The organism is Streptomyces sp. NPDC002868 (assembly GCF_055563295.1).
Window position 1 is genome coordinate 97,680 of the sequence record NZ_JBVHDR010000012.1, and the last position, 12,189, is coordinate 109,868.

Sequence of the window (12,189 nt, forward strand, 5' to 3'; positions counted from 1 at the left end):
GCAGTAACGGGCTAGCCGCTGCGGCTTTCCACCGCGGCGGCGACATCGTCGAGGTCCTTCGCGATCGCCCTGCTCACGGCCCTGACGCCGAGGCCGCCGAGCAGCTTGGCGAGCAGACCCATGAAGCCGCCGGGCGGGACGGCCGAGAATGTCATCCGCACGGTCGTCGCCTCCGGCCCGGCGGTCAGCAGCGCGAACTCCGACACATAGTGGGTGCCTTGGGAGTCGGCCTCCACCACAAAACGCTCGGGGGGCTCGCTGGCGGTCACACACATCTCCTCGGTGGCCTCCTTCCCCAGCATCCGCCGGGTCTCACGCCACCGTGTGCCCACGCCGAAGCCGCCCTCGGTGAGGACCTCGATCCGCTCCACACCGCTGAGCACGCGCTCCGCGCCCTCAAGGTCGGTCAGGGCCTCCCACACCCGCTCGGGAGACGCCCGGATCACGCGCTCGACGACGACAGTCCTGGTTGCCATGGACCCCATGGAACCACCGGGCCGCGTCAGCCGCATGATCGTGGGCGCAGTCAGCGGCGCCTCCGTGGCAGCAACCTCGTACGCCGGAATCAAGGCTGACGGCCCAGAGACGTGCCGGTGTCGCAGAGCTACGAAGAGGGGCCCGCCGCCTGTGGACAACGAGCCCCTCACGTATAAAAGCGCAGGTCAAATGGGTCAGCCGAACCCGACGAAGATCACCATCAGCAGCCACACCACCGGAGCCGTGGGCAGCAGCGAATCCAGCCGGTCCATGATGCCGCCATGACCCGGCAGCAGCGTGCCCATGTCCTTGATGCCCAGGTCCCTCTTGATCATCGACTCGCCCAGATCGCCGAGCGTGGCGCTGACCGCGACCGCGAAGCCCAGCAGCAGACCCTGCCACCAGGTGCCGTCGTCGATGAGGAACTGCATGCACAGCGCACCCGCGCCCATCGCGAACGCCACCGCGCCGCCGAGGCCCTCGCGGGTCTTCCCCGGGCTGATGCGCGGCGCGAGCTTGTGCTTGCCGAAGCGCCAGCCGACGGCATACGCACCCGTGTCGCTGACCACGGTCAGCATCAGGAAGGTGAGCACCCGCCAAGGGCCGTCGTCCGCGGTGAGCATCAACGCGACGAAAGTTGCCAGGAAAGGAACGTAGAAAGCTGCGAAGACGCCCGCCGTGACGTCCTTCAGATAGCCCTCGGGAGGCTCCGTCATCCGCCAGACCAGCACTGCGAGCGCCGTGAGCGCCATGGCGACCCAGGCGCCCTCGGCGCCGCGCACATAACCGGCCACGACCATCGCCGCGCCGCCCACCGCGAGCGGCACCAGCGGAGCCTTGATCTGCTTGCGCTCCTCCAGCCGCGAAGTGAGTTCCCACAGCCCGACCACGACGGCGACCGCGATCACGCCGACGAACACGGCCTTGACGATGAAGAGCGACGCGACGATCACAGCGCCGAGACCGACGCCGACCCCTATGGCCGCGCGCAGATCACGGCCGGCCCGTTTCTTCTGCGGCGGCTCGGGGGCCGACGGCGGGGTGGGCATGGGCTCCTGCGGAATCTCGTCGCGGAACAGGGGGCCACCCAGCCGAGCGGCCCCCCGGTCGCGGTCGTTGCTGTCGTCGCGGTGATCGCGGTCGTCGCGGTCTCCGGCGTCTCTACCTGCGTCGGGAAAGTCCGGCACGATGGGCATGGGCCGAGTTTGCTGTGCGTCATGCTCATCGTATGCGGGACCCGCCGGGGCAGGCCCCTGGTGGGGCGGTCCCCAGAAACCGGCTCTCGGCGGGGCCCCCCAGGAAGAGTCGTTCATCAGACCTCGAGCAGCTCGGCTTCCTTGTGCTTGAGCAGCTCGTCCACCTGCGAGACGTACTTCGCGGTGGTGTCGTCGAGCTCCTTCTCCCCGCGGCGGCCCTCGTCCTCGCCGACCTCGCCGTCCTTGATCAGCTTGTCGATGGTCTCCTTGGCCTTGCGGCGCACGGAGCGGATCGAGATCTTGGAGTCCTCGGCCTTGGTCTTGGCGACCTTGATGTACTCCTTGCGGCGGTCCTGCGTGAGCTCCGGGAACACCACCCGGATGATATTGCCGTCGTTGCTCGGGTTGACGCCGAGGTCGGAGTCGCGGATTGCCTGCTCGATGTTGCGCAGCGCGCTCTTGTCGAACGGAGTCACCACGGCCATCCGCGCCTCGGGAACCGAGAACGAGGCCAGCTGGTTGATCGGGGTCAGCGCACCGTAGTAGTCCGCCACGATCTTGTTGAACATCGCCGGGTGCGCACGTCCAGTGCGGATCGCGGCGAAGTCATCCTTGGCGACCAGGACGGCCTTCTCCATCTTCTCCTCGGCCTCGAGGAGGGTCTCTTCGATCACCACTTGCTCCTGCGTGTCTTGAGTAGGCCCGGCGTCAAACTGGGCCGGCGGAACCCTGTGTCGCGTCTTCCCCTGCACGGTGTCCGACCGGCAGGACTTTGTCTATCCCTCGAGGGGCGTCCCCCGAGGGACGTCCCCCGAGTCAGGCCCGGGTGCCCTGGTCGCTCACGAGCGTGCCGATCTTCTCACCCTTGACGGCCCGAGCGATATTGCCCTCGGCGAGCAGTTCGAAGACAAGGATCGGAAGAGCGTTGTCGCGGCAGAGCGTGATCGCGGTGGCGTCGGCGACCTTGAGGTTGCGGGAGAGCACCTCGCCGTACTCCAGCGCGTCGAACTTCACCGCGTCGGGGTTGGTCTTGGGGTCGGAGTCGTAGACCCCGTCGACGCCGTTCTTGCCCATCAGCAGGGCCTCGGCGTCGATCTCCAGGGCGCGCTGCGCCGCGGTGGTGTCGGTGGAGAAGTAGGGCATGCCCATACCGGCGCCGAAGATAACGACACGGCCCTTCTCCAGGTGGCGTACTGCGCGCAGCGGGATGTACGGCTCCGCGACCTGCCCCATGGTGATGGCGGTCTGGACGCGGGAGTCGATGCCCTCCTTCTCCAGGAAGTCCTGGAGGGCGAGGCAGTTCATCACCGTGCCGAGCATGCCCATGTAGTCGGAACGGGCCCGGTCCATGCCGCGCTGCTGGAGCTCGGCCCCGCGGAAGAAGTTGCCGCCACCGATGACGACCGCGATCTGAGCACCGTCGCGGACAACCGCGGCGATCTCGCGCGCCATTGCGTGTACGACGTCGGGGTCTACGCCGAGTCCTCCACCGCCGGCGAAGGCCTCACCGGACAGCTTCAGCATGAAGCGCCCGACCTTCTTGACGTCGTGGTCGCTCTTGTCGTCGGCAGCCTGTTTGGCGTCCGCGCCCTTGTTCATGGAGATCTCCTCGTGCACATACGAAGAAGGCCATTGCCGTGGGTTACTGGTATCCCTGTCGGCAATGGCCTCCTCGTCAGATCTGCGGTCGTCCGGCGCGAGCGCGACCGGCGACTGCGTAAGGAACCCTAGCGGGCTCCCGTGTCGATCGCTTAACGGGTCAGATGCCGACCTTGATGCGCGCGAAGCGCTTCAGCGTGACACCGGCCTCGTCCAGGACCTTCTGGACAGACTTCTTGTTGTCGAGCGCGTACGGCTGGCCCAGGAGGGTGGCCTCCTTGAAGAAGCCGTTGACGCGACCCTCGACGATCTTCGGGAGGGCGGCCTCGGGCTTGCCCTCGGCGCGCGTGGTCTCCTCGGCGACGCGGCGCTCGGCCTCGACGACCTCGGCCGGGACGTCCTCACGGGAGAGGTACTTCGGCGCGAAGGCGGCGATGTGCTGCGCGACGCCCTTGGCGACCTCGGCGTTCTCCTTGTCGAGCTCGACGAGGACGCCGATCTGCGGCGGGAGGTCAGGCATGGTGCGGTGCATGTACGCGGCGACGTACCCACCGGTGAACTGCGCGAAGCGGTCCAGGACGATCTTCTCGCCGAGGTTGGCGTTGGCCTCGTCGACGTACGCCTGGACGGTCTTGCCGGGCTCGATCTCGGAGGCGAGCAGCGCCTCGATGTCGGCCGGGGAGCTCGCGGCGACGTGGGCGGCGAGCGCGGCCGCGACGGCCTGGAACTTGTCGCCCTTGGCGACGAAGTCCGTCTCACACTTCAGCTCGACGAGGACACCGGAGGTGTTGTCGTCCGAGATGAGGGAGACGACGGCGCCGTTCTCGGCGGAGCGGCCCTCGCGCTTGGCGACGCCCTTCTGGCCCTTGATGCGCAGAGCCTCGACGGCCTTGTCGACGTTGCCGTCGGCCTCGTCCAGCGCCTTCTTGCAGTCCATCATGCCGGCGCCGGTGAGCTCGCGGAGCTTCTTGACGTCAGCGGCGGTGTAGTTCGCCATGTCCTTGAATCTCTCTCGAAAGTCGAAAGTCGAAGATCTACGGGTGAGCGGCGGGGGCCGGTGCTTGTGGCACCGTCCCCCGCCGTCAACTACCGAACCTGAGCGGTCAGGCCTGCTCGGCGTCCGCGGCCGGCTTCTCGGCCTCGGCGGCCGGGGCCTCGGCAGCCGGAGCCTCGGCAGCGGGCGCCTCGGCGGCAGGGGCCTCGGCAGCGGCCTCGGCCGGCTTCTCGGCCTCGGCGGCGGCCGGAGCCTCGGCAGCCTCGTCGGAGTCCGCCTTCTTCTCGCCCTCGAGGAGGTCGCGCTCCCACTCGGCGAGCGGCTCGCCGGCGGCCTTCTCGCCCGGCTTGGAGTCACCGGTGGCGACGCCGGAACGGGCGATGAGGCCCTCGGCGACGGCGTCGGCGATCACGCGGGTGAGCAGGGTGACGGAGCGGATCGCGTCGTCGTTGCCCGGGATCTTGTAGTCGACCTCGTCAGGGTCGCAGTTGGTGTCCAGGATCGCGACGACCGGGATGTGGAGCTTGCGCGCCTCACCGACGGCGATGTGCTCCTTCTTGGTGTCGACGATCCAGACGGCGCTGGGCACCTTCTGCATCTCGCGGATGCCACCGAGGGTCTTCTCCAGCTTGGCCTTCTCGCGGGAGAGAACCAGCAGCTCCTTCTTGGTGAGGCCGGACGCGGCCACATCCTCGAAGTCGATCTGCTCAAGCTCCTTCAGACGCTGAAGGCGCTTGTAGACGGTGGAGAAGTTGGTGAGCATGCCGCCCAGCCAACGCTGGTTGACGTACGGCATGCCAACGCGCGTCGCCTGCTCGGCGATGGCCTCCTGGGCCTGCTTCTTGGTGCCGACGAACATGATGGAGCCGCCGTGAGCGACGGTCTCCTTGACGAACTCGTAGGCGCGGTCGATGTACGACAGCGACTGGAGCAGGTCGATGATGTAGATGCCGTTGCGCTCCGTGAAGATGAATCGCTTCATCTTCGGGTTCCAACGACGGGTCTGGTGACCGAAGTGGACGCCGCTTTCCAGCAGCTCCCGCATCGTGACGACGGCCATGGCCGTATCTCCTTGGATTCTCGGTTATGTCCTGACGCCCCGACGCGCCGTGCCACAAGGGACCGAGGAGCGCGGCCACCGACCTGAAGAGGGTGTGGTGGCGGGGCGTGCGAAGTCGACCCGGTGACCCGGATCGCCAGAAGAAGTGTACGGGACCGGCGCGGTGCCGGGTGACGGCGCTGTCCACAACCGGTCAGTACTCCACAGATCGGGACCATGATCCACGCGGTTGCGGGGTTCCGCGGGACGGTCTGTGGCATGTACCGCCGCATCCGCAGACTTCTCGTACCTGTAGTCGCCGTTGTCGTTGCCCTTGCCGCTGCCCTGCTCATTGTGGGTGCGCCCCCGGCGTCTGCCCTCGATCGCGACCGGAGCTGGCCGGTGGGTCCGCCGCGGCCCACCGTCGTACGCGGCTGGGAGCCACCGGACTCGGTGTACGGGCCGGGGCACCGCGGCGTGGATCTGGCCGCGCCGCCGGGCACCCCGGTGCGCGCGGCGGCGCCCGGCCGGGTCTTCTTCGCGGGCCGGGTCGCGGGCCGCGGCGTCCTCTCCCTCACCCTCACCGGTACGGGTGAACCGCCGCTGCGCACGACGTACGAACCCGTGCGCCCGCTGCTCCCCGAGGGAACGGAGGTGAGCGCCGGCCAGGTGGTGGCGACCGTCGAGCCGGGCCCTTCGCACTGTGCGGCGGGCTGTCTGCACTGGGGGCTGCTGCGCGGCGCGGAGTATCTGGATCCGCTGTCCCTGCTGCCGCCCTGGCTGCTGCGCCGATCGCCGTCCCGGCTGCTGCCGGTGTTCGGCGTCCCGCCTCTTGAGGCGACTGTCGCTCCGGTCGCCGCACGGATTGCCACGCCCGTTCTCGCGGGGTCGTCCGGGACAGCGCTGCACGCGGCGTTGCTGCTGATCACTGTCGCCCTGACGCACCGGGGCCTGCGCCGGGCTCGGGAGCCCGGCCTACCGGGCCCTCCCGGTCCGCGAGGCCCTTGCGGGGTCAGGCCTGCACGCCCCGCAGGGCCATCGACACTGCCGCCTCGGCGATCGCCGACGGGTCCTCCGCCGCGCCGATCTCGATGCGGCGCACCGCGGCGTCCACCACACCCTGCAGCAGCATCGCCGCCAGCCTTGGCTGGTCGTGACCCAGCTCGCCGAGCGCCTCCACGATCATCGCGATCAGCCCGCCGTGCGCGGCACGGATCTTCTCCCGCGCCCCGGCGTCCAGCTCACTCGCGGAGATCGCGACAACGGCCCGGTGGCGCCGGTCGCCGACGAGCTCCAGCTGCTGGCGTACGTACGCCTCGACCTTGCCCTCTGCCGTGTCCGCCTGCTGCATCGCGGCCTCGACCTCCGCCGCCCAGACCGGGAAGTCGACCGCGCAGAGCTCCTCGACGACCGCGGCGCGCGAGCGGAAGTACTCGTAGACGGAGGACCTGGCCAGGCCCGTGCGCTCGGCGAGGGCGGGGAAGGTCAGCGCCTCCGTACCACCTTCGGACAGCAGGGAGCGCGCGGCGTCCAGCAGGGCGCCGCGCTGCATGGTCCGGTGCTCGGCCACGGAGGCCGCTCGAATCCTGGGCACGCCTCCACTCTACGGATGAGGCAGGGACGATTCAGCGTCAACGTCCGACGTCGGCCAGCTTCGCCCGCAGCTGAAGCACCGACTTCGTATGGATCTGACTGACCCTGCTCTCCGTGACGCCGAGGACATTGCCGATCTCGGCGAGGGTGAGGCCCTCGTAGTAGTAGAGGGTGACGACGGTCTTCTCGCGCTCCGGCAGGGTGTTGATGGCGCGCGCGAGCAGCCGGCGCAGCTCCCGGTCCTCTGCCACCTCGACCGGGTTGTCGGCGGCGGTGTCCTCGAGGGTGTCCATCAGGCTGAGCCGGTCGCCGCCCTCGCCGCCGACGTGCAGCAGCTCCTCCAGCGCGACGACGTTGGCCAGCGACAACTGGCTGAAAACCACATGCAGTTCCTCGACCGCGATGCCCATCTCGGCGGCAACCTCGCACTCCGAAGGTGTACGTCTCAGCTGCGCTTCGAGCGTGGCGTAGGCGCGCTCCACGGCCCTGGCCTTCTGCCGCACGGAGCGCGGGATCCAGTCGAGCGCGCGGAGTTCGTCGATCATCGCGCCGCGGATCCGGGTGATCGCGTATGTCTCGAACTTGATGGACCGTTCGATGTCGAACTTCTCGATGGCGTCGATGAGTCCGAAGACTCCGGAGGAGACGAAGTCCGCCTGTTCGACGTTGGGCGGCAGCCCGACGCTCACCCGGCCCGCGACGTACTTCACCAGCGGTGAGTAGTGCAGGATCAACTGCTCCCGCAGCCGCTCGTCACCCGTGGCCTTGTACGACCGCCACAACTCGTCGAGCGACGAGGGAGCGGGGGGCCGCACGGTGCCACGGGCAGCGGGTGGCACTGCCGCGCGGTCAGACCCGGAGGTGTGCTGGGGCATGCGTTGCCTTGAGCCGTTCTGCTGTGAGGGGGGAGGGGACGAGCGTCTGGGCCGGAATCGAGGTGAGCGTAGCGTGACTGCGGTGTTGCGGTGGGCGAAGGACGGGGGAACGAACCTGTGCGGGTACCTGCCGTCGCCCATACCTTCGAACCGGTGCCGACGCCGCCGGCGCCGGCCCCTCAGGTGTCGCCGACAGGCCTGCAAAGGTCATCGCCATCACCTTTTCACCCGAATGCTCCAGGTCAAGGACCGCCTCGCCGCGCGTTCGAACCGCCGATCGCGGTGTGCGTCAACTGCCAGCCGTCCCCGTGCCGTTCCACAAAGCCCAGCGAGTGCAGTTCGTACAGCCTGCCGAGCGTCTCGTCGGTCGTCGTCCCGGCGTCGCGGGCCACCCGCTCCCCGCCGACCGCGCCATGGGCCGGAAGGGCCTCAAGAACCCGTGCGCTCATGGGATCCAGCAGATCCCTGGGGAGCACAGGACCACGTCTGTCCGGTGCCAGCTCGCCGATGCCGCCGACCAGCTCGGCCACTTCGTCGGCATCGGTGACCAGCACGCCCTCACCGCGCAGGAGTTCGTGCACACCGGCCGAGAGCCCGCTGGTGGCAGGCCCTGGAACTCCCATCGTGAAGCGTCCGAGCTTCTGCGCGCTGCGCGCCGTGACCAGCGAACCGCTGCGGTACTCGGCCTCGACCACGACGGTGCCCCTGGTCAGCGCTGCGATCACCCGGTTCCGCAGGACGAATCTGCTGGGCGTGGGATGACTGCCCGGCGCCAACTCCCCGATGACCAGCCCCTGTTCCGCGATGCGCCTGATCAATTCGGCATGGCCGCGCGGATAGACGACATCGACACCGCAGGCGAGTACGGCGACGGTGGCCCCGCCCGCGGACAGTGCGCCGCGGTGCGCGGAGCCGTCGACCCCGAACGCCGCCCCCGACACCACGACCCAGCCGCGCTCCGCGAGCCCGGAACCGAGGCTGGCCGCCATGTGCGCCCCGTACGGCGTGCAGGCTCTGGCCCCGACGACGGCGACGGAGCGCAGCGCCCATTTCCGCAGGTCGGCCCCTCCTCGCGTCCAGAGTCCGATGGGTCTGGCGTCCCCGAGGTCGTCGAGCTGGGTGGGCCATTCCTGGTCGCCGGGGCAGATGAAGCGCCCTTTGACCGCGGCGACCGCCGCCAGATCCCGGTCCGGCTCGGCCGCCGCCGCCCGTATCCGGTAGCCCGCCAGCCGCCGCGCCGTGGCCCCGGCAAGCGCCGCGTCCTCGTGCTCCGCCGAGGTGAGCCGCGCCAAGAGATCCCTGGCCCCGAACTCGCGCAGCCACCGCCCGCCGTGCTCGTCGCCCGGCTCGATCACCCGCGTCAGCGCGGCCCGCGCGATCCGCTCCTGCTCCCCCGCGCCCGCCCCCGATTCGCGCATCAGTGCACTCCCCCGCCGACAGGCATGGGCGCACCGCGCGAGATCCCGGTGCGCAGCTCCAGGGCCAGGTCCACGTCGTACGCCTGCGGCCGGTCCCGTGCCGCCAGATCCGCGATCGTCCACGCCACCCGCAGCACCCGGTCGAGTCCGCGCGCCGTGAGCAGACCCCGCTCCAAGTCCCGCTCGGCCGCGGCCAGTGCCCCGGGCGCGACCAGCCAGCGCGTACGCAGCTCATGGCCCGGCACTTCGCTGTTGGCGCTCCAGGGGGTGTCCCGCAGCCGGACCGCGGCACGCTCCCTGGCCTCCCGGACCCGTGCCGCGACGGCCGCCGTCGGCTCGCCCCGGCCGCCCTGGCAGAGCAGATCGCTGCGATTGACGGGCTCGACCTCGACCCGCAGATCGACCCGGTCGAGCAGCGGCCCGGACAGCCGCGCCTGATACCGCCGGATCACCGACGGCGGGCACTCGCACCCCGCCCCCTGCAGGGTGTGCCGCCCGCAGGGGCAGGGGTTGGCCGCGAGGACCATCAGAAAGCGGGCCGGCAACCGCACCACCCCCGCGCTGCGCGCCACCACCACATGCCCCGACTCCAGCGGCTGCCGCAGGGCGTCCAACGCCTTGCCCGAGAACTCGGGAGTCTCGTCGAGGAACAGCACGCCCCGGTGGGCCAGCGACACCGCTCCGGGCCTCGGCAGCCCGTTGCCTCCGCCGACCAGCGACTGCATCGTCGCCGAGTGGTGGGGCGCGCAGTACGGCGGCGTACGCACCAGGGGCTCCCCCGGCGGCAGGATGCCCGCCACCGAGTGCACTGCCGTGACCTCCAGGGACTCCCGTCTGGTCAGCGGTGGAAGCACCCCGGGCAGCCGTTCCGCCAGCATGGTCTTGCCCGCGCCCGGCGGTCCGTGCAGCAGCAGATGGTGACCGCCCGCGGCAGCGACCTCCAGAGCCGTGCGTGCCGCGCGCTGCCCGGCGACATCGGCCAGGTCGGGGCCGTCCGCCGGATCCCTCGCCAGCCCCGTGCCCACCCCCGTGCCGGGCACCATCAGCCCGGCCAGCATGGGGTCCGGGCTGCCCTCCGGGACCGGCTCCTCCTCGGGCACCGGTCCATTGGTCAGTACGGCGATGAGCTGCCGCAGGCTCCGCACACCGAGGACCGAAACTCCCGGCACCAGTGAGGCCTCCCCCGCGGTCTGCTCGGGGACGACCACCTGCCGGTAGCCCGCCTCGGCGGCCGCGAGGACGGCGGGCAGCACCCCGCGCACCGGCCGCACCCGGCCGTCCAGACCCAGCTCGCCGATCAGCACCAGATCGGCGATGTCCTTGGGGTCGATGCGCTCCGCCGCACCGAGCACGGCACAGGCCACGGCAAGATCGAACCCGCTTCCGCCCTTCGGCACGGACGCCGGGCTGAGCCCCACGGTGAGCTTCTTCTGCGGCCACTCGGCGCCGGAGTTCACCACCGCCGCCCTGACCCGGTCCCGGCTCTCCACCAGGCTCTTGTCCGGTAACCCCACCAGGGTGAACGCGGCCACGCCCGGCTCCAGGTCCGCCTGGACCTCGACCACCACGCCCTCGACGCCCACCAGCGCCACGGAACAGGAACGCGCGAACCCCATCAGGCCACCCCCCGCGCATGCTCGACGAGCGGTGCGCCGCGTCTGGGCAGGACCACGCCCACGAGATCGATACGCACCCCGCCGGGCGGCGGTCCGCCATGCCGCTCCAGCCAGCATTCGGCGAGCTGTCTCAGCCGCTCCGCCTTCGTCGGCGTGACCGCGGCCATCGGATGCTCATACGGTCCGTCAGCACCGGCTCTGCGGGTCTTGACCTCGCAGACGACCACCGCGTCGCCGTCCCGGGCGACGATGTCGATCTCACCGGCCCGCCCACAGCGCCAGTTCCGTGCCAGCACAGTCATGCCGGCACCGGCTAGCAGCTGCGCCGCCAGATCCTCGCCGTACCGCCCCAGTGCCCCCGTCGCGTTCATATCGGCACCACCTCCGGCACCGACTGTGACGCGTCAGACCATCCCTAGTTGATCTTGGTGGATAACCCGTCCATTGTGGATAACTCAGCCACCCGAGCGTCAGCCGCCGGGAAGCTCGAGATCGCTCTTGTTCAGCTCCTCGATATTCACGTCCTTGAACGTGAGCACGCGTACCTGCTTGACGAACCTGGCCGGTCGGTACATGTCCCAGACCCAGGCATCCGCCATCGATACTTCGAAGAAAACCTCGCCCTGTACGGAGTGCACCTGCATCTCGTAGTCATTGGTGAGGTAGAAGCGACGCTCGGTCTCGATCACGTATTTGAACAGCCCGACGACGTCTCGGTACTCCCGGTAGAGCTTCAGCTCCATCTCGGTCTCGTACTTCTCGAGGTCCTCGGCGCTCATGGCATGTTCCCCTTCAGCCGTGCGTCCCCCTATTGTGCTCCAGCCCCCTGCGCCCCTAGACGATTTCTGGGGCCAGGACCACGGGTGCACTCGGAGGACCCTCGTCGAACAGCGTGCGCAGCAGCTCGGCGAGCCTGGTCGGATACACCGTCTCACGCGCCGCCGACAGTTCGGCGTAGGTCCACCACCTCAGCCCAGCGACACTGCGTTGCTCGAGCTCCGTCAGTCCGTGCGGGGCCGTCACCGTCTGTGCGGTACGTGCCAGGAAGTACCACTCGTCCTGGTCCCAGCGCCGTCCGTCGAACGGGAATGAGCAGGTCCGGCGCCACAGCACCGGGCCCAGTTCCACCTCTGTGATCCCGGTCTCCTCGGCCAGCTCGCGCAGCGCGGCCTCCTGTCGGGTCTCGTCGCCCTCCAGGCCGCCGCCCGGTGTGAACCACCAGCGGTCGGCCGGATCCTCGGGCTCGTACCCGTGCATCAGCAGAATGCGGTCCTGCGGATCGAGCAGCACGACCCGTGCGACCTTCCGCAGCTCGCCCTCGCGGGCCCGCAGCTCGCCCTCGGGAGCCCGCAGCTCCTTCTCAGGGGCCGACCCGCCATCAC

At 69.8% G+C, this 12,189-nt stretch carries 13 protein-coding genes and 1 pseudogene; 1 reads left to right on the forward strand and 13 read right to left on the reverse strand.

The window, feature by feature from the left end:
- Positions 1 to 11 precede the first annotated feature (11 nt).
- The 6 genes from ACZ3H8_RS30545 to rpsB form a co-directional block, all read right to left on the reverse strand.
- Positions 12 to 476 (reverse strand): SRPBCC family protein, encoded by a 465-nt coding sequence (locus ACZ3H8_RS30545; protein WP_467407411.1) that lies wholly within the window; start codon positions 474 to 476, stop codon positions 12 to 14.
- A 195-nt stretch (positions 477 to 671) separates the two neighbouring features.
- Positions 672 to 1,790, reverse strand: a complete 1,119-nt coding sequence (locus ACZ3H8_RS30550; RefSeq protein WP_467407413.1) for a phosphatidate cytidylyltransferase — start codon at positions 1,788 to 1,790, stop codon at positions 672 to 674.
- A complete protein-coding gene (gene frr, locus ACZ3H8_RS30555) occupies positions 1,790 to 2,347 on the reverse strand; it encodes a ribosome recycling factor (RefSeq protein ID WP_307660835.1) in 558 nt (185 codons plus the stop codon). The genes ACZ3H8_RS30550 and frr overlap by 1 nt, the downstream gene beginning before the upstream one ends.
- 142 nt (positions 2,348 to 2,489) lie before the next feature.
- The gene (gene pyrH, locus ACZ3H8_RS30560; protein WP_307660836.1) at positions 2,490 to 3,272 is read right to left on the reverse strand and encodes a UMP kinase; all 783 of its coding nucleotides are present in this window, start codon (positions 3,270 to 3,272) and stop codon (positions 2,490 to 2,492) included.
- Positions 3,273 to 3,432: 160 nt separating this feature from the next.
- Positions 3,433 to 4,269, reverse strand: a complete 837-nt coding sequence (tsf, locus tag ACZ3H8_RS30565; RefSeq protein ID WP_398984758.1) for a translation elongation factor Ts — start codon at positions 4,267 to 4,269, stop codon at positions 3,433 to 3,435.
- Positions 4,270 to 4,375: 106 nt separating this feature from the next.
- A complete protein-coding gene (gene rpsB / locus ACZ3H8_RS30570; protein ID WP_467407415.1) occupies positions 4,376 to 5,326 on the reverse strand; it encodes a 30S ribosomal protein S2 in 951 nt (316 codons plus the stop codon).
- A gap of 258 nt (positions 5,327 to 5,584) precedes the next feature.
- Between rpsB and ACZ3H8_RS30575 the strand changes: the two are divergent.
- Positions 5,585 to 6,199, forward strand: a pseudogene (locus tag ACZ3H8_RS30575) (M23 family metallopeptidase); the annotation flags it as partial.
- A gap of 118 nt (positions 6,200 to 6,317) precedes the next feature.
- On the opposite strand, the gene ACZ3H8_RS30580 reads toward ACZ3H8_RS30575, so the two are convergent.
- The 7 genes from ACZ3H8_RS30580 to ACZ3H8_RS30610 form a co-directional block, all read right to left on the reverse strand.
- Entirely contained in the window at positions 6,318 to 6,875 is a 558-nt protein-coding gene (locus ACZ3H8_RS30580; RefSeq protein WP_467407641.1) for a TetR/AcrR family transcriptional regulator, read from the reverse strand.
- 61 nt (positions 6,876 to 6,936) lie between these two features.
- Positions 6,937 to 7,773, reverse strand: a complete 837-nt coding sequence (gene whiG / locus ACZ3H8_RS30585; protein WP_307660839.1) for an RNA polymerase sigma factor WhiG — start codon at positions 7,771 to 7,773, stop codon at positions 6,937 to 6,939.
- Between the two features lie 242 nt (positions 7,774 to 8,015).
- On the reverse strand, positions 8,016 to 9,191 hold the full coding sequence (gene dprA / locus ACZ3H8_RS30590; protein WP_467407416.1) for a DNA-processing protein DprA: 1,176 nt from the start codon (positions 9,189 to 9,191) through the stop codon (positions 8,016 to 8,018).
- Positions 9,191 to 10,807, reverse strand: a complete 1,617-nt coding sequence (locus ACZ3H8_RS30595; protein ID WP_467407418.1) for a YifB family Mg chelatase-like AAA ATPase — start codon at positions 10,805 to 10,807, stop codon at positions 9,191 to 9,193. Before ACZ3H8_RS30595 ends, dprA begins: the two co-directional genes overlap by 1 nt.
- Positions 10,807 to 11,178, reverse strand: a complete 372-nt coding sequence (locus ACZ3H8_RS30600) for a YraN family protein (protein ID WP_467407419.1) — start codon at positions 11,176 to 11,178, stop codon at positions 10,807 to 10,809. Before ACZ3H8_RS30600 ends, ACZ3H8_RS30595 begins: the two co-directional genes overlap by 1 nt.
- 99 nt (positions 11,179 to 11,277) lie before the next feature.
- The gene (locus ACZ3H8_RS30605; protein ID WP_003965949.1) at positions 11,278 to 11,586 is read right to left on the reverse strand and encodes a DUF2469 domain-containing protein; all 309 of its coding nucleotides are present in this window, start codon (positions 11,584 to 11,586) and stop codon (positions 11,278 to 11,280) included.
- 55 nt (positions 11,587 to 11,641) lie between these two features.
- A complete protein-coding gene (locus ACZ3H8_RS30610) occupies positions 11,642 to 12,139 on the reverse strand; it encodes an NUDIX hydrolase (RefSeq protein ID WP_467407643.1) in 498 nt (165 codons plus the stop codon).
- Positions 12,140 to 12,189 lie beyond the last annotated feature (50 nt).

Excerpts from the sequence above, each read along its gene's own strand:
- ACZ3H8_RS30545 (WP_467407411.1), bottom strand. The coding sequence starts at position 476 with ATGGCAACCAGGACTGTCGTCGTCGAGCGCGTGATCCGGGCGTCTCCC.
- pyrH (WP_307660836.1), bottom strand. The coding sequence starts at position 3,272 with ATGAACAAGGGCGCGGACGCCAAACAGGCTGCCGACGACAAGAGCGAC.
- ACZ3H8_RS30600 (WP_467407419.1), bottom strand. The coding sequence starts at position 11,178 with ATGAACGCGACGGGGGCACTGGGGCGGTACGGCGAGGATCTGGCGGCG.
- tsf (WP_398984758.1), bottom strand. The coding sequence starts at position 4,269 with ATGGCGAACTACACCGCCGCTGACGTCAAGAAGCTCCGCGAGCTCACC.
- ACZ3H8_RS30605 (WP_003965949.1), bottom strand. The coding sequence starts at position 11,586 with ATGAGCGCCGAGGACCTCGAGAAGTACGAGACCGAGATGGAGCTGAAG.
- ACZ3H8_RS30595 (WP_467407418.1), bottom strand. The coding sequence starts at position 10,807 with ATGGGGTTCGCGCGTTCCTGTTCCGTGGCGCTGGTGGGCGTCGAGGGC.
- rpsB (WP_467407415.1), bottom strand. The coding sequence starts at position 5,326 with ATGGCCGTCGTCACGATGCGGGAGCTGCTGGAAAGCGGCGTCCACTTC.
- dprA (WP_467407416.1), bottom strand. The coding sequence starts at position 9,191 with ATGCGCGAATCGGGGGCGGGCGCGGGGGAGCAGGAGCGGATCGCGCGG.
- whiG (WP_307660839.1), bottom strand. The coding sequence starts at position 7,773 with ATGCCCCAGCACACCTCCGGGTCTGACCGCGCGGCAGTGCCACCCGCT.
- ACZ3H8_RS30550 (WP_467407413.1), bottom strand. The coding sequence starts at position 1,790 with ATGAACGACTCTTCCTGGGGGGCCCCGCCGAGAGCCGGTTTCTGGGGA.